Origin of the sequence: Microbacterium sp. NPDC058345, from assembly GCF_042723855.1 — a bacterium.
GTDB lineage: Bacteria > Actinomycetota > Actinomycetes > Actinomycetales > Microbacteriaceae > Microbacterium.
Genome location: NZ_JBHXIG010000001.1, coordinates 1,048,900 through 1,069,810 on the forward strand (window position 1 = coordinate 1,048,900; position 20,911 = coordinate 1,069,810).

The 20,911-nt window shown below is 69.8% G+C and carries 20 protein-coding genes; 10 read left to right on the top strand and 10 right to left on the bottom strand.

What is annotated here, in order from left to right; translation table 11 throughout:
- Positions 1–7 precede the first annotated feature (7 nt).
- The 5 genes from ACFWH5_RS04925 to ACFWH5_RS04945 are packed head-to-tail and all read left to right on the top strand — an operon-like array spanning position 8 to position 4,796.
- Positions 8–1,009 carry a Gfo/Idh/MocA family protein gene (locus ACFWH5_RS04925; RefSeq protein ID WP_378832415.1) on the top strand — a complete coding sequence of 334 codons (1,002 nt, stop codon included), beginning with the start codon at positions 8–10 and terminating at the stop codon, positions 1,007–1,009.
- Complete coding sequence (locus tag ACFWH5_RS04930; protein ID WP_378832417.1) at positions 1,006–2,031, top strand: Gfo/Idh/MocA family protein; 1,026 nt, start codon at positions 1,006–1,008, stop codon at positions 2,029–2,031. The genes ACFWH5_RS04925 and ACFWH5_RS04930 overlap by 4 nt, the downstream gene beginning before the upstream one ends.
- Positions 2,032–2,059: 28 nt before the next feature.
- Positions 2,060–3,274, top strand: a complete 1,215-nt coding sequence (locus ACFWH5_RS04935) for an aminotransferase class III-fold pyridoxal phosphate-dependent enzyme (RefSeq protein WP_378832419.1) — start codon at positions 2,060–2,062, stop codon at positions 3,272–3,274.
- The gene (locus ACFWH5_RS04940) at positions 3,271–4,020 is read left to right on the top strand and encodes an amidohydrolase family protein (protein ID WP_378832420.1); all 750 of its coding nucleotides are present in this window, start codon (positions 3,271–3,273) and stop codon (positions 4,018–4,020) included. The genes ACFWH5_RS04935 and ACFWH5_RS04940 overlap by 4 nt, the downstream gene beginning before the upstream one ends.
- Positions 4,017–4,796, top strand: a complete 780-nt coding sequence (locus ACFWH5_RS04945; RefSeq protein ID WP_378832421.1) for a hypothetical protein — start codon at positions 4,017–4,019, stop codon at positions 4,794–4,796. Before ACFWH5_RS04940 ends, ACFWH5_RS04945 begins: the two co-directional genes overlap by 4 nt.
- A gap of 46 nt (positions 4,797–4,842) precedes the next feature.
- On the opposite strand, the gene ACFWH5_RS04950 is transcribed toward ACFWH5_RS04945, so the two are convergent.
- Positions 4,843–5,460 carry a hypothetical protein gene (locus ACFWH5_RS04950; protein WP_378832423.1) on the bottom strand — a complete coding sequence of 206 codons (618 nt, stop codon included), beginning with the start codon at positions 5,458–5,460 and terminating at the stop codon, positions 4,843–4,845.
- Between the two features lie 425 nt (positions 5,461–5,885).
- Complete coding sequence (locus tag ACFWH5_RS04955) at positions 5,886–7,136, bottom strand: hypothetical protein (RefSeq protein ID WP_378832424.1); 1,251 nt, start codon at positions 7,134–7,136, stop codon at positions 5,886–5,888.
- Between the two features lie 76 nt (positions 7,137–7,212).
- Between ACFWH5_RS04955 and ACFWH5_RS04960 the strand changes: the two genes are divergently transcribed.
- Positions 7,213–8,160 (top strand): Gfo/Idh/MocA family protein, encoded by a 948-nt coding sequence (locus ACFWH5_RS04960; RefSeq protein ID WP_378832426.1) that lies wholly within the window; start codon positions 7,213–7,215, stop codon positions 8,158–8,160.
- Between the two features lie 100 nt (positions 8,161–8,260).
- Here the strand turns inward: ACFWH5_RS04960 and ACFWH5_RS04965 are convergent, their stop codons facing one another.
- The 5 genes from ACFWH5_RS04965 to ACFWH5_RS04985 all read right to left on the bottom strand — a co-directional run bounded on the left by ACFWH5_RS04965 (position 8,261) and on the right by ACFWH5_RS04985 (position 14,617).
- A complete protein-coding gene (locus ACFWH5_RS04965) occupies positions 8,261–9,724 on the bottom strand; it encodes a lipase maturation factor family protein (RefSeq protein ID WP_378832428.1) in 1,464 nt (487 codons plus the stop codon).
- 183 nt (positions 9,725–9,907) lie between these two features.
- A complete protein-coding gene (locus ACFWH5_RS04970; RefSeq protein ID WP_378832431.1) occupies positions 9,908–10,291 on the bottom strand; it encodes a RidA family protein in 384 nt (127 codons plus the stop codon).
- 50 nt (positions 10,292–10,341) lie between these two features.
- On the bottom strand, positions 10,342–11,967 hold the full coding sequence (locus ACFWH5_RS04975; protein ID WP_378832433.1) for an amidohydrolase family protein: 1,626 nt from the start codon (positions 11,965–11,967) through the stop codon (positions 10,342–10,344).
- A gap of 8 nt (positions 11,968–11,975) precedes the next feature.
- Positions 11,976–13,238, bottom strand: coding sequence for an alanine racemase (locus ACFWH5_RS04980; RefSeq protein ID WP_378832435.1), 1,263 nt, complete (start codon positions 13,236–13,238; stop codon positions 11,976–11,978).
- Between the two features lie 23 nt (positions 13,239–13,261).
- Positions 13,262–14,617: an MFS transporter gene (locus tag ACFWH5_RS04985; RefSeq protein WP_378832437.1), complete on the bottom strand. Its 1,356-nt coding sequence runs from the start codon at positions 14,615–14,617 to the stop codon at positions 13,262–13,264.
- Between the two features lie 131 nt (positions 14,618–14,748).
- Between ACFWH5_RS04985 and ACFWH5_RS04990 the strand changes: the two genes are divergently transcribed.
- From ACFWH5_RS04990 to ACFWH5_RS05005, 4 genes are read left to right on the top strand one after another with little or no spacing between them, the layout of a single operon-like run.
- Positions 14,749–15,471, top strand: a complete 723-nt coding sequence (locus ACFWH5_RS04990; RefSeq protein WP_378832439.1) for a transcriptional regulator — start codon at positions 14,749–14,751, stop codon at positions 15,469–15,471.
- A gap of 45 nt (positions 15,472–15,516) precedes the next feature.
- Positions 15,517–16,431 carry a sugar kinase gene (locus ACFWH5_RS04995; RefSeq protein WP_378832441.1) on the top strand — a complete coding sequence of 305 codons (915 nt, stop codon included), beginning with the start codon at positions 15,517–15,519 and terminating at the stop codon, positions 16,429–16,431.
- A gap of 17 nt (positions 16,432–16,448) precedes the next feature.
- The gene (locus ACFWH5_RS05000) at positions 16,449–17,063 is read left to right on the top strand and encodes a bifunctional 4-hydroxy-2-oxoglutarate aldolase/2-dehydro-3-deoxy-phosphogluconate aldolase (protein ID WP_378832444.1); all 615 of its coding nucleotides are present in this window, start codon (positions 16,449–16,451) and stop codon (positions 17,061–17,063) included.
- The gene (locus tag ACFWH5_RS05005) at positions 17,060–17,467 is read left to right on the top strand and encodes a rhodanese-like domain-containing protein (protein WP_378832446.1); all 408 of its coding nucleotides are present in this window, start codon (positions 17,060–17,062) and stop codon (positions 17,465–17,467) included. Before ACFWH5_RS05000 ends, ACFWH5_RS05005 begins: the two co-directional genes overlap by 4 nt.
- Before the next feature lie 114 nt (positions 17,468–17,581).
- On the opposite strand, the gene ACFWH5_RS05010 is transcribed toward ACFWH5_RS05005, so the two are convergent.
- From ACFWH5_RS05010 to ACFWH5_RS05020, 3 genes are all read right to left on the bottom strand, one after another.
- Positions 17,582–18,487, bottom strand: a complete 906-nt coding sequence (locus ACFWH5_RS05010) for a glycine betaine ABC transporter substrate-binding protein (RefSeq protein ID WP_378832448.1) — start codon at positions 18,485–18,487, stop codon at positions 17,582–17,584.
- 79 nt (positions 18,488–18,566) lie between these two features.
- On the bottom strand, positions 18,567–19,538 hold the full coding sequence (locus tag ACFWH5_RS05015; RefSeq protein ID WP_378832449.1) for an ABC transporter permease: 972 nt from the start codon (positions 19,536–19,538) through the stop codon (positions 18,567–18,569).
- Positions 19,538–20,866, bottom strand: a complete 1,329-nt coding sequence (locus ACFWH5_RS05020) for a glycine betaine/L-proline ABC transporter ATP-binding protein (protein ID WP_378832452.1) — start codon at positions 20,864–20,866, stop codon at positions 19,538–19,540. Before ACFWH5_RS05020 ends, ACFWH5_RS05015 begins: the two co-directional genes overlap by 1 nt.
- Positions 20,867–20,911 lie beyond the last annotated feature (45 nt).

The following is a 20,911-nucleotide window of genomic DNA, read 5'->3' on the forward strand; positions in this document are numbered from 1 at the left end:
AGAATCCGTGAGCGCTCTGAAGGTCGGACTCATCGGCGCGGGAGGGATCTCGCAGGTGCACGCCGACGCGTGGCGTGCCCTCGGCGCCACGGGCTTCGTGACCTCGCTGGCCGGTGCCGAGGAGATCGCGAAGGAATACGGCTTCGAGGTGGTCGGCGACGTCGATGCCCTCATCGAGCTCGTGGACGTCGTCGACATCGTCACGCCCAGCAGCACGCACGCCGACTTCGCACTGCGGGCAATCGCGCGCGGCCGCGACGTGATCTGTGAGAAGCCGCTGGCCAGCACCGCGGCCGCCGCCGAACGCGTGGCCGCGGGGGCTGCGGAAGCGGGCGTCCGGCTGTTCCCCGCGCACGTGGTCCGCTACATGGGCGAGTACCAGCGGATCAAGGCGGGTATCGAGGCCGGCCGGATCGGCACGGTCGCCGTGCAGCGTTTCAGCCGTGCCGGCTCCGCGCCCGCGTCCCCCTGGTTCTTCACCGAGAGCACGGGCGGCGGCCTCATCCGCGACCTGATGATCCACGACATCGACCAGGCGCTCTGGTTCGCCGGGCCCGTCGCATCCGTGTACGCCGTGCAGAACCCGCCGACCGTCGACGATCGGGTGCCGGTGCCGGTCACCGCTCACGTCGTGCTCACGCACCGGAACGGCGTGATCAGTCACGTGCACGGCACGTGGGCCGCCGAGGGCATGCCGTTCCGCACCAGCATCGAGGTGGCCGGCACCGCGGGCCGGCTGCGCTACGACAGCGCCGAGGACCACTCGCTGCGCCTGGATGCGGTCGCCGACCCGGCCGCTGAGGACTACCTGCCGCCGATGTCGCCGCAGGAGAGCCCGTACTACGCCGAGATCGCCGATTTCGTGCGGGCCATCCGCGACGGCGGTGACGCCCTCGTCACGCCCGAAGACGGCATAACCGCGGTCGCCGTCGCCGAGGCCGCGTACGCGTCGATCGCCGCCGGAACGCCGATCGTCCTCGAACTCGAGCCCGGGGAGGCCGCCGCATGACCACGCCCGCCTCCGTGCGCGTCGCCGTGCTCTCCTTCGCGCACACCCACGCTCTCAGCTACGTGCACGCGCTGAAGTCCATGCCGGGCATCGAGCTCATCGCCACCGACCCCGACGGGGCATCCGCTCCCGACGACGCACCCCGCGGGGCGGAGCTGGCCGCCGAGCTGGGCGTCGCCTACGTCGACACGTACGCAGAGGCCTTGGCCTGGGATCCGGATGCCGTGGTGATCGCCGCGGAGAACGCGCGCCACCGCGAACTCGTCGAAAGCGCCGCGGCCGTCGGAGCGCATGTGCTGTGCGAGAAGCCCCTGGCCACCACGGTGGAGGACGCGATCGCCATGCGCGACGCCTGCGACCGTGCCGGCGTCATCCTGATGGTGGCGTACCCGGTGCGGTTCTCCCCAGCGGTGAGGGACGCGTTCGCCGAACTCCGCAGCGGCCGACTCGGCAGCATCCTCGGCGTCACGGGCGTCAACAACGGCAAGCTGCCGCAGGATCGCGCATGGTTCACCGATCCCGAGCTGGCAGGTGGCGGAGCTCTCGTCGATCATGTGGTGCACTGCGCCGACCTGCTCGATGAGCTGCTCGGCGAGCGCGCCGCATCCGTCCGTGCCGTCTCGAACGCGTTCCTGCACGCCGACCGCGAGCTCGCCGTCGAAACCGGCGGCCTGGTGACGCTGCAGTACCCGAGCGGCGTCATCGCGACCATCGACTGCTCGTGGAGCTGGCCGATGAGCTCCGCGACCTGGGGCGGGCTCACCCTGCAGGTCACCGCCGAGCGCGGCACCGTGACGGTCAGCCCCTTCGCGAAGGGCATCGCCGGGCATGACATCGCGGGCGAGACATGGGACCCGGTGGGCGCCGACCTCGACGGACTGCTGATCGACGAGTTCATCGAGGCCGTGCGTGCGGGGCGGCAGCCGCAGCCGGACGCCGGCGTCGGGATCAGGACCGTGGAGATCGTCAAGGCCGCGCAGGCATCGGCCGCGCGCGGCGGTGAGGTGGTCGCGCTGGCGTGAGACGCCCGGCGCAGGAGGAGGTATCGACGTGCAGCTGCAGGATGCCGGATGGCGCGACCGCGCGCTGGCGGTGATGCCGGTCGGTTCGAGCACGAACTCCAAGGCTCCGGTGCTGCTGCCTGACGAGCCCGAGGTGATCGTCAGAGGACGCGGGAGCCGCGTGTGGGACGACCGCGGCAGGGAGTTCATCGACTACCGCTGTGCGCTCGGCCCCGTGACGCTCGGCTACGCGGACCCCAGGGTCGACGCGGCCATCCGGGCGCAGCTCGATGACGGCATCCTGTTCGGGCACCCGCATCCGCTGGAGACGACCACGGCCGAATTGTTCTGCTCGCTGGTGCCGGGCGTCGAGGCCGCGCGCTTCCTGAAGACGGGGGGCGAGGCGCTCGCCGCGCTGATCCGCATCGCCAGGGCGCACACCGGCCGCGACCGAATCGTTCAGATCGGATACAACGGCTGGCTGAACTCCCTGGCCGCCGGCGCACGCGTGCTGCCCGGCGCCACGTCGGCGAAAGTCGCCGGGGTGCCGTCGGCCCTCGCCGCGCTGCATCACGCCGTCGATTGGGACGACCGCGACGCGCTCGAGGCGGTCTTCGCCGAGCACGGCTCGGAGATCGCCCTCATCCTCGTCGCGGCCGACTATCCGCGCCTGCCGGGGGCCACGGACCTCTACCGGCACCTGCGCGCGATGGCCGATGAGCACGGTGCCCTGCTCGGCTACGACGAGATGGTCACCGGATTCCGCGTGGCGCTGGGCGGCATGGCCGAGTTCACCGGCGTGCTGCCCGACCTCGCCGTGTTCGGCAAGGGCGTCGCCAACGGGATGCCCTTGTCGGTGTACTGCGGCCGGCGCGAGGTGCTCTCCGTGCTCGACAGGGGCGAGGTCGTGGTCTCGTCGACCTATGGGGGTGAGACGCTGTCGCTGGCGGCGGCGACCGCGACCATGACGGCGATGCGCGACGAGGGCGTCATCGAGCGCCTGCACTCCGCGGGCACCCGTCTGCAGGACGGGATGAATGCGGCGTTCGCCGCGGCGGACGCCACCATCCGCCTCGAGGGGCACCCGACGTGCCCGCAGTTCGTGAACGGCGACGACCGGCTGCTGGCGTCGTTTCTGCGAGCATCGTTCCGCCACGGGCTGTCGTTCTACCGAGTGGTGTACGTCAACGCCGCCCACACGGATGCCGACATCGACGAGACGTTGCAGCGTGTGCACGCTGCGCTGCGGGAGGTCGCGGCGTGACCGGCATCGACGCGCACACTCACCTCGATGCCGGCCGCTTCGATCCGGATGTCTTCCGGCAGGGGGACGAGCTGGGCATCGGACTGTTCCTGTGCAGCAACATCGGCGCGTTCATCGCCCACCCCGGTCTCGACGAGGTGCGCGACATGAACCGAGCGCTGGTCGCCGAGCTGCGAAGGCACCCGGAGCGTCTGCGCGGCTACTGCTACGTCAATCCCCGCCACGGCAGGGACAGCCTCGACGACCTGCGTCGCAATGTCGAGGATGAGGGCATGGTCGGCATCAAGCTCTGGATCGCTACCCTGGCCGATGATCCGTTGTGCGACCCGATCCTCGAATACGCCGCCGAGCGGCGCCTCATCGTGCTGGCTCATGCCTGGCGTAAGACGGTGGGGCGGTTCCCCTACGAGTCCACGGCCGAGCACATCGCCGCGGCAGCCCGACGCCACCCCGAGGCGCGCTTCGTGATGGCCCATCTCGGCGGGCAGGCGGAATCGGCGATCAATACGGTGTGCGACGTGCCGAACGTCGCCGTGGACACGTCGGGCACGATCATCGGGACCGGTGAGGTCGCCCTGGCCGTGGATCGGTTGGGCGCAGACCGTGTGGTGTTCGGCTCCGACCTGCATCACGTCGACCTCGCCGCCAACGTGGGGAAGGTGCTCGGCGCAGGGCTGGATGCGGCCGTCTCGGATCGCGTCTTCGGCGGCACCATGTCGCGGTGGCTCGCAGAGGTCGCGGCATGACCGCCCGTGCCCGAGCGCTGCTCGACGGCTTCGCCGGACTCGCCGCGACGGATGTCACGTGCCACCTTGGCCACTGGCCGTACCGGCTGACGGCGGCCGCCGATGCGGACGACCTTCGGCGCTACGCCGCGCGGCACGGCTTGCACCGCATCTGGGTGTCACACCTCGCCGCGCTGTTCGGGTTCGATACACGCACGGGCAACGAGGCGGCGCTCGCCGCCTGCGCAGACGACACCTTGTTCCGCGTGATGGCTGTCATCGATCCCAGCGAGTCTGGTTGGCGCGAGGAGCTGGCCTGGGCGGCGGATGCCGGCGCGGGCGGCATCCGTGTCGCCCCCGGCTTCCACGGCTACCCCGTCGTCGAGGTCGCCGGCGTCATCGACGAGTGCGCGGAGCGGATGCTGCCTGTGCAGCTGATCGCGCGGATGGACGACGCGCGCGTGCGGCATCCGCGCTCTTCAGCTCGCGACCTCGAGCTGCACCACCTCGCCGATCTCGTGCGCGCGCGTCCGGAGCATCCCCTCGTGCTGAGCGGGCTGAACTGGCTCGATTGGCAGGAGCTGGCACGACATCTGGGTGACAACGTACCGCCATCCGTCCGCCTGGATCTGTGGCATGTGAACGGACCCACAGGGGTCGCGGACCGCCTCGCGGCGGAACCGCGACGCTGGGTGTTCGGCAGCGGGTACCCGGTGCAGACTCCGGAGGCCACGATGCTGCAGCTGATGGCGTCGCGGCTGTCACCGGCCCAGTTGAGCGCCATCGTCTCCGCGTGACATCCCGGTCAGCACCTGGCCAGGGTCGCACCCCGCAGGCGCTGATTCACTCGACATCAGGCCGAGTGGACTCCTGCTCGAACCGGACGACGTTCGCCCGCGCGCGCTGGACCGCACTGTTCGTGAACTGAGAAAGCGGCGTGTGGATGACAGCCCTGGCGGTGTCGCCGTCGATGTGGAGGAGGGCCTCCACTGCGGCCGTGGCTTCATGATCGGTGTCGGCATCCGTCACGAGACGTGAGATGTCCTCGAGTCGGCCCGCGCCGTCGATGAGCGCCTTCTGGTGCCGGACGTGCTTGGCCTGGGACTCCGCGATGTCTGCCGGCGTGCGGGAACGGGACTCCCGCTGCGCTCTGTGCTTGTCGATCTGCGCCTGAGTCAGCTCGAACGACAGGGGCGTCCCCGATCGGACCGGCAACGTCGCAAGCATCGCGTGCAGGTCATAGCCTCCGGCGCCAAGACGCTCCCACTCCCCATCGTTGATCCGGACGTGCACGCGCGCGTACTCGCCAGGATCGAGGGGAACAGCCGCGTTCTGCCCTCCCGCGAACCCGAAGACGGCGCTTGCGCCATCGGCGCCCGCGCTCGCGATCACGCCCGTGACGAGGAAAGGATCACCATCCGGCCGCCATCTGCGGTCGCCGGTGTTCACGATGTCGATCACGAAGACGCCCTCTTCTGCTTCATCCGCACTGAGCGGCGCCCATCGGAGGACCAACCCTCTCGCACGCTCAGCGCGGCTCGGCCGCACGGGCATGACCTCGGGATGCACGCGCACGCGCGGACGATGCGTCGCATCTCGGTGAGCTTCGGCCTGCGCGATCCGCCATGTCTTCGCTGACGCGTCCGTGGGGGCGCCTACCGTCACGAGCCCGGATCGCTCCTGACGGAGTACCCTCCAGCCGTCCGCGGGCGCGTCGGAATCCATGCCGACCTCGAGCTCCGCACCGAGCCGATCGAGAACCTCCGAGAGCCTTTCGCCAGATCCTTCGAGCGCTTCGGCGTCGACGTCGAGGGGACCGATCTGGGGATCATCAGCGTTGGGGCTCATTCGTCGAGCGTGTCAGAACGGGGCGGGTTCCGCAGCCGTCACCGACGCGACATCCGAACCAGCAGGGCGGCGGCGGCATCCGTGACCCGTTCCAGGGAACCACTGGCGAACGGCGCGGGCATGCCGTAGTAGCGATGGGCGTCTGCCACCTCGTAGCCGCCGTGTGCGTACTCGGCGGCATCGGGCAGGTACCCGGCGACTCCGTCGCAGTAGCCGAGCACCAGCAGGGGCCCGTCGTGATGCGGCCGGAGCAGAGCGGATGCGGCGAGGAACGGCTCATTCGGCAGGCATACGATCCGCAGGTCACCGGCCGCGATGACCGACACGCGTCCGGTCCAGTCCGCGGCCGGCGGTCGCGTCTGCGCCCAGCGCAGCCACTCGTTCAGCAGCGCCTCCCTGCCGGTTCCCCCGGCCAGTTCCTCCCTCCAGGCGCGCACGTCGCCGGCGATGTCGCCCGCCGCTTCCAGCGCGAGCGTTACGCCGGTGGCGGCGATCTCCGCATCCGACGCGTCGATGCGGTGAACCGGTGCGGCGACGGCCGCACCGGCCAGGATGCCGCCGATGCGCGCGGCATCCGCGAGCGTGTGGCCCTCCGCCGTGACGAAGGACGATTCCGGGCTGAAGTCGCCGGGATTGACGTCGCCCGCCGGCCCTGTGGCGTAGACGCAGACGCTGCCGGGGAAAGCCTGCTCGACCTGATCCCGCAGGGGAGCTGTGAAGTCGCCGCTGATGAGTGTGTTCGCCGCATCCAGCACCACGGGATGGCACGCGTAGGAGACGAGGGTCGCGACGCGGCGCCCGCGATGATCGAAACCGACCACCTGCACCGGCGGGTCGATGTCGCGACCGGGGTGCCGACGGTTCCTGGCAACCCCGGTGCCGAACGCTTCGGCGAAGCCTGCTGTGCAGGGCAGCTGTCGCGACACGGCCGCTGCCACGGCATCCGGAATCACCCGCGCGACCTCGGCTCGCACGCGCGCCTCGTCGACGCCGGCGCGACCAGCGCCGATGCACGGCCCGGAGTGCGTGTGCGTGGCGTGCACCACGGCGTCATCGACCGCGCCCTGCGCGATCACTGCCGCACGGACGGCAGCGCAGGTGCTCTCATGCAGAACGCAGCAGTCGACCGTCACGAGCGCGACCCGCTCGAGCACGATCGCGCGCACGGTCATCGCATCGTGCACACCGGTGGAACCCGACGTGCGCGCCGCGTATCCGGACATCCGCGTGCCTGGCGGCACGTCGACCGCGCGCACGGCGGCGCCCACCTGCAACGTCGCGTCGTCCATAGGGCGATGCTGGCACGCCCCGGGCGGTGGACACCACCGTCGCGGCCCGGCCGCCCGCGGACGTAGGCTCGGGTCCATGGAGATCACCGCCACCGCACGCGTCGGCATCGTCGGCGCGGGCGGCATCGCCCCGGTTCACATCGCCGGGTGGCTGGCGCTCGGTGCGGACGTCGGCATCCTGCGCCGCACCGGCGCCGAGGAGCTCGCCGGGCGCTACGACATCCGCGTGGTCGACGACCTCGACGCCCTCATCGACGGATGCGAGGTCGTCGACATCATCAGCCCCACGACGACGCACCTCGACGTCGCGCGACGCGCCTTCGTCGCCGGGCGGCATGTCGTCTGCGAGAAGCCGCTCGCGGTCACGGCGTCCGACGCACGGGCCATGGTCGACGCGGCGGCGGATGCCGGGGTCCGGCTGTTCCCCGCGCACGTGGTGCGCTACTTCGAGGGCTACCGGCGACTCCATGAGCAACGCGATTCGATCGGCACGCTGCTCGAGCTCACCTTCCGCCGGACGGTGGCGGCACCGCCCTCGGCCTGGTTCTACGCACAGGATGCCGGCGGCGGCCTCATCCGCGACCTGATGATCCACGATCTCGACCAGGCGCTCTGGCTGGCTGGGCCTGTCGTCGAAGTGTCGGCCACGCAGGACCCGCCCGCCGTCGGCGGCACCGTCGAGCCGCCCGTCTCGGCACACGTCACTCTCACGCACGCGAACGGGGCGATCAGTCACGTGCGGGCCGACTGGTTCGAGCCCGGCACCCCGTTCCGCTCCACCGCCGAGGTGACCGGCGCCAATGGCTCGCTGCGATTCGACACCGCCGACCTGGGCGTCGTGCGCGAGGGGTATCTGCCCCCGGCATCCGAGACCGATCCCTACCGGGGTCAGCTGGCCGACTTCCTTGATGCGGTCCGCACCGGCGGGGCGGCGCGGGTGACGCCGGAGGACGGCGTCGCCGCCGTCGCGCTGGTGGACGCCGCCTACGCGTCGCTCGCCGCGGGCAGGCCCGTGCTGCTCTGACCGGCGGCATCTCGAATTCAGGACGGATGCGATTCTGAAGGACGCTCCGGCCGAGATCGTCCTTTAGAAGTGCAGACGTCCTTCAAAGTCGGCGCCTCGGTCAACGGCCGCGCAGGCTGATCGGCCGCACCAGCACTCGCCGGCGGTCGCGCACCCAGACGGCGCCGGTCTCGCGGTGCTCGGCGCGCGTGGTGAACCGGTAGCGGTACGAGATCACCCGCACCCAGTGCGGTGCGTGGCCGGCGAACGGATCGCGGCGCAGCATCCGCAGCGTCGGGGCGTCCGCCTCGAGCAGCCGCACCAGGAACAGGGTGAACCAGTCGTCGATCGAATGGCCCAGTGGCAGGAACCACATCAGCCAGTCCAGCCGCAGGTGGTACGGCGCGAACTGCCGGGGAACGCGCCGCACATCACCCGGCTTGCCGCGGAACTCGTACTCCGACCAGTCCGCCGTGCCGGGATCGGCGTCCCTGGTCCCCTCGATGACGAACTCGATGCGCTGCTTCGTCACGGTGCCGAACGCCCCGTAGGCGTTCGCCAGCTGCCAGCGGTTGAAGCTCGCGTTCATCAGCTGCCGGCGCGCGAAGAGGTTCTGTAGCGCGGGCCAGCTCAGTGCCAGGATCAGGATGCCGACCGCGGCGGTGATGACGATCCAGTACAGCGGGACGCCGGGGCCCTGGTCGCCAATCGCATCGGCGCTCGGTACGCCGACGGCCGAGAAGCCGATCACGATCGTCGCCCAGTTGAGCCAGGCGAAGTTGCCGGTGACCACCAGCCACAGCTGGGTGAGGATCACGATCGCCGCCGCGGTGGTGCCGATGATCTGGGGAATCGGGCCGGGAACCCACAGCGACAGGATCGGCGCGAAGAGGAAGAAGGGCACGATCAGTTGCGCGAAATGGTTGCCGAGCACCTCTCCCTTGTGGAACCACGTCGGCAGCAGATGCGCCTGACGGCTGAGCGGGCCGGGCATGGGTTGCGTCTCGTGGTGGTACGTCAGGGCGGTGAGGTCGCGCCATTCACGTCCCCCGCGGATCTTGATCATTCCGGCACCGAACTCGAGCCGGAAGAGCAGCCACCAGAACAGCACCATCACGACGGTCGGCGGCGGCTGGTCGGCTGAACCGAGGAACGCCGCGAGGAACCCGGCCTCGAGCAGCAGCATCTCCCACCCGAAACCGTAGAAGGTCTGCCCGACGCTCGTGATCGACATGTAGCCGCCCCACAGCAGCAGGAAGCAGATCATCGGAACCCAGGGCGGCCCCAGCTGCGGGACGCCGGCCACCAGGGCGGCGGCGATGACCATGCCGACCCCGCACAGCCAGACCAGGCGCTGGTCGGTGTAGCGGATGCGCGTGAAAACGGTGGGACGCAGCATCCGCCGTCTGCTCTTCGACGCCGACACCCACGCGAGCAGGTCGGGTGCCGGAAGCAGCCCGTGCTCACCGAGCAGCGGACGGAACTGGTTCAGCGTCGACAGGAAGGCGACGAAGAACAGCGCCGCGGTGCCCCGCTGCAGGACCTCGCGGGCGAAGCCGAAGTCGACTGCGGCGAACCCGTCCATGCCGACACGTTACGTCGGGGCCTCGGGCGGCGCAGGGGGACTTGACAGCCGGATGCCGCCGCGTGGCACCGCCGGCCGCGCGGCGGCGGCACACACCGGGGGCCGACGCGCCGGACGCCGGACGCAACAGGATGTGTTCCGTCCGACCAGTGGCGTGTCGGCCCCCTGGTTGCGGCGGGCGGGTCAGCCCTGCGGAAGGGCGGCGACCACGTCGATCTCGACGAGGATGTTCGCCAGCTGCGAGCCCACCGTGGTGCGCACGGGGTACGGCGCGGTGAAGAACTCCTCGTACGCCGTGTTGAACTCGGCGAAGTCGCTGAGATCCTGCAGATGCACGGTCGACTTGACGACGTCATCCATCGTCAGGCCGTGCTCGGCGAGCACCTTCTGGATGTTGCGCAGAACCTGGCGGGTCTGGTCGCCGACGTTGTCGGCGATGGCGTTGTCGTTCGCCGCATCCTGTGGGCCGAAGCCCGCCGTGTACAGGAATCCGTTCGCGACGACCCCGTGGCTGTACGGGCCGGCGGGAGCGGGCACGCCTTCCGTGTGGAAACCGGTCTTCGGCATGTTGCTTTCCTTTCTCTTGACAACAGGTCAGATCCCCGGACGGGGAAGATTCACGCGCGGCCGCCTTCGGCACGGCCCTCTTCAACGCGGCCGTCCGCAGCTCGACGCAGCCCACGGCCCGGCAGGGCGCCCGTCAACTCACCGTCGGCGAGAACGCGGATGCCGCCGACGAAGACGTCGTCGATGCCGACGGCGGCTGTGCGCGGGCTCTCGTACGTGGCGGTGTCGGCGACCGTCGCCGGGTCGACGACGATCAGGTCGGCGACGGCTCCTGCCTCGACGGCGCCGCGGCGCCCCAGCCCGAAACGGCGCGCCGGCAGAGCCGACAGATGGTGCACGGCGTCGGACCAGCTCCACGTGCCGAGCTCCCGCACGTACTCGCGCAGGTACCGGGCGAAGCTGCCGGCGGCCCGCGGGTGCGGGTGCGCCCCGATGAAGATGCCGTCTGATCCGCCGGTGTGAGCCGGGTGGGAGAAGATGCGCGCGAGCTCGGTGCGGGGCCGAGGGCTGCGCACGGCCATGACGGCGCTGCACTCCAGGCGGGATGCCGCGAGCGCGTCGAGGGCGAAGTCGATCGGCGAGGTGCCCGCGCGCTCAGCGGCGACGCGCAGAGTGAGCCCGTGTGCCCACGCCAGCTCGGGCGCGGCGATGTGGGCAAGGGCGATCATGTCGGGCCAGTCCGGGCCGAGGCTGGCGCTCTGCGTCGCCCTGCTCGCGCACGTTTCGCGCAGTGCGGCCCGCCGCGCGGGATCCGCGATCACGGCGACGGCCTCGTCGCGCGGCAGCAGCGACACCTCGGGGGGCAGCAGCGGCATGCCGAGCAGCGTGCAGCCGCGGATGTACGGGTAGGCGTCGAAGGTCGCGTCCACACCGGCCTCGTCGAGCGCGGCGAGCTGCGCCAGCACGATGTCGGCATCGGCATGGAAGTGCGAGATGTGCACACTCAGGGCGGATCCGGTCTCGCATTCAGCGTGGCGTGAGATCTCGGCCACCTCGGCGATGCCGGCCGCGGTGTTCGATTCGTACCCGCCGCGCATGTGCGTGACGTACACGCCGCCGGCCCGGGCGACGGGTGCACACAGCGCCGCGATCTCCGCCGCATCCTGGAAGATGCCGGGCACGTAATCGAGTCCGCTCGACAGGCCGAGCGCCCCCTCGTCCATTCCCCGCTTCACGAGCGCGGCCATGCGCCGGCGTTCGTCCTCGGTCGCGGGCCGGTCCTGCCGCCCGCAGACTTCGAAACGCACGGTGCCGGCCGGAATCAGATAGCCCGCGTTGAGCGGCGAGGTGCCATCGACGGCGGCGAGATAGTCGGCGACTCCGCCACCCCGGTACGTCGGATGCGGACCGTTGATCGCGGCGAAGTATTCCGAGGCGTACGCGCCGTCACCGGGGGCGTAGGAGACGCCGTCCTGACCGGCGATGACCGTCGTGACGCCCTGGCGCAGCAGCGTCCGAGCGACATCCGGGTCGCGCAGCAGCCCATCGGCGTGGGAGTGCACGTCGATGAAGCCCGGGAGCACGAACCGACCCGACACGTCCAGCACCGCGTCGTCCGGCCGGGCATCGATCCGCCCGATGCGGGTCATTTCGCCCGCCTCGATCGCGACGTCGGCGCGCACAGGACCGTCGGCGGAGATCACGGATCCCCCGTGCAGCACGGTGCGAGTGGTCATCGCTCTCCTCAGAACCAGGTGCGGACCAGGTCGACGACCCGTTCGGACTCGACGGATTCGATCACCGGCAGGATGCGCCACTTGTCGAACGCTGTGCACGGGTGCGACAACCCGAGCCGCACGACCGATCCGATCGGCAGGGGCTGCTCCGAGCGCACATAGGAGTGCTGATCGTTCATCGCCGACACCTCGCCCTGCAGCGGCTGCCACGGCTCGGACGACTCCGGCCGCCACGCCCGGGGTATCGGCATCCCCTCGTCGTACGGAAAGTCGCGCTTGCCGCCGTCGACCAGCGCCAGACCGGGCTCGGGGCTCGACACCACCCGTGCGAGCCCGTGCATGGCGTTGACGAACCGCGGCGAGGCGCCGGAGGAATCGGAGATGTGCGCGGCGCCCTCGTCGAACGGCGAGATGCCGCGGTAGAAGCCGTCGTCATGCACGATGTACGCACCCGAGCGGAGCGTGAAGCGCGTCCGGCCGTCGCGGTCGGCGCCCGCCCAGACGTCGGCGACGACGTCGAAATAGGCGCTGCCCCCGGCGGTGAGGAAGACCTCGCCGTCGTCGTAGAGCGGAGTGATGGCCGTGTGCAGCTCGACCTGCGCCTCGAGGTACGACCTGACGGCGGCGACGGCTGTGGTGGAGCGGTCGTGCGCGAGGCTGCCCTCGTATCCCGAGACGCCTGCCAGGCGCAGCACGGGCGAAGCGGCGATGCGCTCCGCGATGCGCACCGCCTCGGCGATCGACCGGGCACCCGTGCGACCGCCGGAGGCGCCGAGCTCGATGCACACGTCGGCCGCGCGCGGTGTTCCCGCGGCGAGCAGACCGTGCTCCATCGCCTCGACGGTGGCGATCGAATCGGCCCAGCTGACGAACCGGAATCCGGGATCAGCCAGCTCGCCCGCGAGCCAGGCGAGCGACCGCGGGTCCACGGCGGCGTTGGCGAGCATGATCGAGTCGAGACCGAGGTCCCGCCCCGTGCGCACCTGACCCATCGTCGCGAGAGTGATGCCCGTCGCGCCGGCGTCGGTCTGGCGCTTCCACAGCGCGGGCGCCATGGTCGTCTTGCCGTGCGGCATGATGTCGAAGCCTCGCTCGGCGCACCATGCCGCCATGGTCGCGACGTTGGCGTCCATGGCGGCATCGTCGAGCGCGATGAGCGGAGTCCAGAATTCGTCCAGGCGCGGGCGTGTGGCGAGGAACTCCGCCGCCGTCATCCCGGCCGCGCGCGCCGGCAGTCCCTTGTCGCGCGCCGTCAGGAGTGTGTCGTCCATGTGGACCATTCTGGTGTCCCCTCTCAGGCCGTCGTCTTGACGGTTGACGTCACGCGCAGCTCGTGCAGGCGACCTGCGCCCTCGACGTCGGGCCGGATGGATGCCAGCATCGTCGCGATCACACCGACGATCGCGATCACCGCCGCGTAGACCACCACGGGCCAGAACGCCCCACCGGCTGCAGCGACCAGGGCCACGCAGATGATCGGCGCGAGGCCGCCACCGAGGGTGTTGGAGATCTGGTAGCCGATGTTGACGCCGGTCGTGCGCGCCTCAGGGTCGAACATCTCGGCGAGCATCGTCGCGAGTGTCGCCTGCATGGCGACACCGAACACGACGAAGCCGAGGATCTGGCCGAGCCAGATCAGCCACATGTTGCCGGTCGTGAACAGCGCGAAGGCCGGGTACACCATGGCCGCGAAGCCGAGGCATCCGATGATGTAGACCGTGCGACGGCCGATCCTGTCGGAGATGTGACCCCACAGCGGCGCGACGACGATCTGCAGCAGACCGACGATCATCGTGCCGGCGAAGCCCATCCAGGCGGGAAGGCTCTCGTTCGACACCATGAAGCTGAGGCCGTAGGTGAGGACCACGTAACCGGCGATCGACTGCGGAAGGCCGATAAGGATGCCGAGGATCGTGTTCTTCGGGTGGCGGAACGCCTCGACGAGGGGGTTGTGCTTCTTTCCGGTGGCGGAGATGAGCAGCGTCTGCGTCTCGGTGAACTCCTCCGACTCCTCGAGGTGGCGACGCAGGATGACCGCGGCGATCGCGAGCACCATCGAGAACACGAACGGGATGCGCCATCCCCACTCGATGAACCACGAGCCGGGCACCAGGCCGAGGCCGGCCATCAGACCGCCCGAGACGACATTGGCGACGCCGGCGCCGCTGATCAGGAACGCGCCGTACATGCCCTTGCGGCCGATCGGAGCAGCCTCGACGACCATCGTCGCCGCTCCGCCCATCTCGCCGCCGACGAAGAAGCCCTGGCAGAGCCGGAAGAAGAGCAGCAGCAGCGGGGCTGCGACGCCGATGGCCTGGTCGGAGGGGATGAGGCCGATGCCGGTGGTGGCCAGCCCCATGCCGACGACCGTGCTCATCAGCACGACCTTGCGGCCGACGCGGTCGCCGATCATGCCCCAGACGATCCCGCCGACGGGCCGCAGGAAGAAGCCCACGGCGAAGGTCGCGAAGGAGGACAGCTGGGCGATCACCGCGTCGTTCGACGAGAAGAACACCGCGGGGAACACCGCCGCCGAGGCGAGACCGTACAGGTAGTAGTCGTAGTACTCGATCAGCGTGCCGATGGCCCCGCCAGCGACCGTCTTGCGCTGTTTCGGGGACAGACCGCGCGATGCGGACACAGTGGTCATCCGAGCCTCCTTGCTGGGAAAATGCGGGCCTTGCGGACTGCGCGGCCTCGACGTCTCGACTGGGTGACGCTAAGCTAACAGGCGAATAGACATTCTGTCTATCTCTCGGATTTTTTGTTCAGGGGTGAGCGATGACGATCAGCACCGCGGTGGAGAACGCCGCAGAGGCACTCGCCGGTGAGGCCGCACGGCAGACGTACGAGAACGCCGAGGAGGTGCTGCGGCTGTACCGCCCCGTGATGCGGGCGCTCGCGACCGCGGCGGGCCCCACGACCGAGGTGGTGCTGCACAACCTCGACGGCGCGGATGTCGACCTCGGTCACACGATCATGGCGATCGAGAACGGCCATGTCACCGGACGCGCGGTCGGCGGGCCGTCGACATCACTCGGGCTGGACGTGCTGAAGGATCGGCGCGGCGACCACGACGCGTTCGGCTACACCGGCTTCACCAGCGACGGACGCGAGCTGCGCTGCTCGTCGGTGTACTTCCACAACTCCGAGGGCGACATCATCGCGTCGTTCTGCATCAACGTCGACCTCAGTCCCCTGCAGCAGGCCCGCAACGTGCTCGCCGCGCTGCTGCCGTCGTCGGCACCGGCGGCGAACGCGCCCCGAGAGCACTTCGGCACCGACCTCGTCGCGGTGATGGACTCGATGATCAGCGACGCCATTCACGAGATCGGCCGCCCGGTCGAGAACATGTCGCGAGACGACAAGATCACGGTCCTCGAGCGGCTCGACCAGCGCGGCGCGACGCAGATGCGCAAGTCGGTCGAGGCGATCGCGAAGCGGCTCGGCATCTCACGAGTGACCGCGTACAGCTACCTGGAGGAGGCGAGAGCCCGACGCTAGGCCCTCGAGGCAGAGGAGCTGGTCGAGCCCACGATCATGAACACCATGGATCAGAACGCAGTCCCCGCACTCATCGCGCTCGGCGAGACGATGGTGCTCATCACCCCGCGCGATGCCACGCGGCTCGCAGACGCCGACGATGTGCGGTTGAGCATCGGCGGCGCCGAATCGAACGTCGCCGCCCACGTGGCATCCCTCGGCCACCGCACGGCCTGGGTCAGCGCTCTCGGCGACGACGTGCTCGGGCGCCGGGTGAACCGCATGGTGTCGGATCTGGGCGTCGACACCCGATGGGTCGCCTTCGACCCGAGCGCGCCCACCGGCGTCTACTTCAAGGATCCCGGCCACGGCGTGCACTACTACCGGGCAGGGTCCGCGGCGTCGCGGATGACCGCGGAGAGCGTCGCCCACGTGCCGCTCGAGGATGCGGCCATCGTGCACGTCTCCGGGATCACTCCGGCGCTCTCCGCCGACTGCGCCGCCATGATCGATGCGGTCATCGACCGCGTCACGTCGGCGGGTACCGGAGCGCTGAGCTTCGACGTCAACCATCGCGCCGCGCTGTGGGCCGCATCGGCCGCCGCACCCGTGCTGCTCGCGCTGGCGAACCGGTCGGACATCGTCTTCGTCGGTCTCGACGAGGCGCAGACGCTGTGGGGGTGCGAGACCCCCGATGAGGTGCGCGCACTGATCCCGGCGCCCGCCCATCTGGTCGTGAAGGACGGCGACGTCGGGGCGACGGAGTTCTCGGCGGAGGGCACGGTCTTCGTGCCGGCGATCCCCACCGAGGTGGTGGAGGCGGTCGGCGCCGGAGATGCCTTCGCGGCCGGGTGGCTCGCCGCGAAGCTGTCCGGCGCGACAGCCGAGGAGCGCCTGCAGAGCGGTCACGGACGAGCGCATCTCGTGCTGCAGTCCACCGACGATGTCGTCGGCATCGTCACGACGGATGCCGCGCGATGACAGGGAAGGAAGGTCTCATGGACAACTCCGGATTCGAGGAGCTTTTCGGCGGTGCGCCGCTGATGGCCATCCTGCGTGGGATGGGTGCGGAAAGGAGCCTCGCGGTGTCGACCACGGCGTGGGATCTCGGCATCGACGTCGTCGAACTGCCCATCCAGACGGACGAGGACGTCGAGGCGCTGCGGGTGGTCGCCGCCGCCGGTAAGGAGCGAGGGAAGATCGTCGGCGCCGGCACCGTGGTGTCCGCCGAGCACGTCGCGCGGGCCTCATCCGCCGGAGCCGCCTTCACCGTCAGCCCCGGGCTCGACCTCGACGTGGTGCGCGCCTCGCACGACGCGGGGCTGCTCAGCATCCCGGGCGTGGGCACGGCGAGCGAGGTGCAGCTGGCCATGAAGGCGGGGCTCACCTGGCTGAAGGCCTTCCCCGCCTCGGTGCTGGGCACGCCGTGGCTCACCGCCATGCGCGGGCCGTTCCCGCACGCCCGCTTCGTGGCCACCGGCGGCATGAGTGCCGCGAACGCCGGCGAGTACCTGAGCGCCGGCGCGCGTGTGGTCGCCGTCGGCTCCGCTCTCGAAGATCCGCAGCAGCTGCCGCTGCTGGCCGGGCTGCTCGGCTCCCGCGACCGATCATGAGCGACCTCGACGCCAGGCTCGCGTTCGTCGACGCTCGCCTCGCCTACGAGATCGACGTGATCGCCGCCGCGCAGGCCGTCGAATCGGATGTCGCGATCCTCGTCGACACGCGACGGCTCGAGTCGTGGGAGCACGGCCACATCGCCGGTGCGCTGCACCTGCCGAAGACGGCGATCGAAGCGCAGCTCGATGCGCTCCCGCGCGATCGCACGCTCATCGTCTACGGGTGGGGACCGGGGTGCAACGGCGCCACCGCCACCGCGCGCACGCTCCTGGCGGCGGGTCTCGACGTGCGCGAGCTGCTCGGAGGTTACGAGTACTGGGTGCGCAACGGCTTCCCGACCGAGGCCGACGGCGTGATCACCCGCCGTACACCGGATCCGCTGGTCACCGCCGAGACCTGACAGCGACCCCACCCACGGCGATGGGCGGGGAACGCAGTGATGGGCGGAGCTTTCTCAGCGAAAGCTCCGCCCATCGGCGCGACGTCCGCCCGACGAAGCGGGCGTGGGTGCGTCTTACTCGGTGACCACCCAGTCGAGCTGGTCGGCGTTCTCGTCGAGCCACTTGTCGACGGCCTCCGCCGACTTGTCCTCGTACTCGTCAGAGGTCACGAGGCTCTCGAGGGCACCGTACTGCTCATCGTTCAGCGTGATCTTCTCGATCAGCTCCGCCGCCTCGGGGAACTCCTCCGCGAAGCCGCTCTTGCCCAGGAAGTGCAGAGCCTCGGACTCGCCCATGGCACCCTTCGGGTCTTCCAGGTCCTTCAGCGGCCAGGCGTCGTTCGCCCAGAACGGACGCCACAGCGTCACGACGATCGGCTCTTCGGCGGCGACGGCCGTGTCGAGCTCGGCGAGCATGCCGCCGGTCGACGAGGTCACCAGCTCGTAGTCGTCCAGGCCGTACTCGGGCATGGCCGTCTCCTGCGTCTGCTTCGTCAGCCCGGCGCCCGGCTCGATGCCGATGATCTTGCCGCCGAACATGTCGGCGTTGCCCTTGAGGTCATCGATCGAGTTGATCTCGTCGAGGTACTCCGGCACGGCGAGGGTGAGCACAGCGCCCTCGTAATAGGTGCCCAGGTCTTCGATGTCGTCGCCGTACTCCTCCATGTAAGAGGCGTGCGTCACCTCGGACCAGGCGGACGGGTACATGTCGATGTCGCCCTGCGCGAGGGCGGTGTACAGCGGCCCTGCATCGACGACCTCTTCCATCTCGACCGTGTAGCCGAGCTTCTCGAGCTGGTCGGCGAGCAGGTAGGCGGTGCTGAGTCCGTCGGTCCACGCGGGCAGGAAGCCCATCGTGATGGTGCCCTTGTCGTCGCCGCCGTTGCCGCCGGCACCGGCGTCGCCGCCCGCGCACCCGGTGAGAGCCAGGGATGCCGCCGCGCCGAGCGCGATGATGCTTGTCAGGTGCCTCTTCTTCATGATGCTTCCTTCTTTCTTCACGTATGTCTCACGCGTTACGTATGCAGTGCTGTGATGGATAGGTCGTGCTGTTCGCCGATCACGCCGGTGTCTGGCGAGGGCCGGCTGCGACGAGCTGACCGGCGTCGGCGAGTGAATCGGAGGGCTTCGCGGATGCCGCGGCCGCCGCACGACGGGCGTCGTCGCGTCGGCGCTGCAGGATGCCCAGCAACGACGACGGGGAGCCCGCGGGGTTGCCCAGAGCCGCGGTGACGCGGTCGAGGAACACGGCGATGAACACCACGCCGAGGCCCGCCTCGATGCCCTGCGCGACGTTGATGGTCGCGAGCGCGGCGACCACCTCCTTGCCGAGGCCCGGTGCACCGGCCATGCCGGCGATGACGGCCATGGACAGGGCGAGCATGATCACCTGGTTGACGCCGGCCATGATGGTGGGCGTGGCCAGGGGCAGCTGGATGCCGCGCAGGATCTGACTCGGCTTCGCGCCGAAGGCGTGCCCCGCCTCGACCGTCTCGGCGTCAACACCGCGGATGCCGAGCTCGGTGAGCCGCACCCCAGGAGGCAGCGAGAAGATCACCGTCGCGATCACTCCCGGCACGAAACCGAGGCTGAAGAAGATGATCACCGGGATCAGGTACACCAGCGAAGGCATCGTCTGCATCAGATCGAGCACCGGCTTGATCACCGTGCTGACCGTGTTGTTGCGCGCCGCCCAGATTCCCAGCGGCACGGCGATGACGACAGTGACCAGCGTGGCGATCAGCACCAGAGCGAGCGTCTGCATCGCCGTGTCCCACTGGTCGACGCCGAGGATGATCGTGAACATCACGACGGTTCCCACGGCGAGCTGCCAGGAGCGCACCAGCCAGGCGATCAGAGCGAACACGATGATCATCACCGGCGCCGACGGCGCGGCCAGCAGATCGGCGAGCCCGTTGGCCAGGAAGCCGACGAAGGCGGAGATCGCGTCTGTCAGCCAGTCGAGGTTGTCGCGAATCCAGTCGACGACGAACTTGCCCCATTCACCGATGGGAATACGGAAACCTTCCATCAACGCACCTCCTCGGTGTTCTCAGTTGCGGATGCGGCGGAGTCGCCGGCGGAGGCGGCATCCACCGCGTCCTGCGCCTCGGCGAGGACCTCGTCGATCATCGTCGCGGGCATGGGTTGCATGGGGATGGTCAGCTCGCCGGTGGCGCCGGGGCCGGGGCCCAGGGCCGCGAGCAGGGTGACGCGCGGGATGACGCCCGTCAGGCGACCCTCGGCATCCGTCACGGCCAGCGGCAGCGGCGACTCGACCGAGGGGATGAACAGGTTCATCAGCACCTCGTCCTCGTTCACGCTCTGCGGCACGGGCTTCAGAATCGACGCCAGCGACGTCTCCCCCTTGCGCACCAGCTTGACGGCGTCGCGGTCGGTGACGATGCCGACCAGCTGCCGGTCGCGGCCGACGACGTAGGTCGCCGACATGTAGGAGTCGCGCATCTGGCGCAGCGCCGTGCGCGGGCCGGCGTTGTCGGCCACGACGGGGCGCGGACGCTCCATGACGTTCGCGGCGGTGAGCACGCGGGCGCGGTCGACGTCCTGCACGAACTGCTCGACGTAGTCGTTGGCCGGGTCGGTGAGGATGTCCTCGGGCGTGCCGATCTGCACGATGCGGCCGTCGCGCATCACCGCGATGCGGTCGCCGAGGAACATGGCCTCGTTGAGGTCGTGGGTGATGAAGACGATGGTCTTCTGCAGCTTGGCCTGCAGCTCGACGAGCTGCTCCTGCATCTCGCGACGGATCAGCGGGTCGAGGGCGCTGAACGCCTCGTCCATCAGCAGGATGTCGGTGTCGGCCGCGAGTGCGCGGGCGATGCCGACACGCTGCTGCATGCCGCCGGAGAGCTCGCTGGGCAGCTTGTCGCCCCAGCCGTCGAGACCCACCAGGGCGAGGATCTCTTCGGCCTTCTGCAGGCGCTCGGTCTTGGCCATGCCCTTCAGCTCGAGCGGGTAGGCGACGTTCGCGGCGACCGTGCGGTGCGGCAGCAGCGCGAAGTGCTGGAAGACCATCGACACGCGGTCGCGACGCAGTTCGCGCAGGCGGCCGGCCGGGATGCCGGTGATCTGGTCGCCGGCGATGGTGATGTTGCCGTCGGTCGCGTCGTGCAGACCGTTCAGCATGCGGATGATGGTCGACTTGCCGGATCCCGACAGTCCCATGATGACGAAGATCTCACCGCGGTTCACGGTGAAGCTCGCGTCGATCACTGCGGCGGTGCCGGCGTCGAGCACCTCGTTCCGGGTCTCGCCGGACTTGAGTCGCTTGACCGCCTGCTGCGGATTTCGACCGAAGACCTTGTAAAGATTGCGCGCTTCAAGAGCGATTTCGGACACGTTTCCCCCGACGGCTCACCTCGGGCAGGTGGCCTGCTTCGGTTA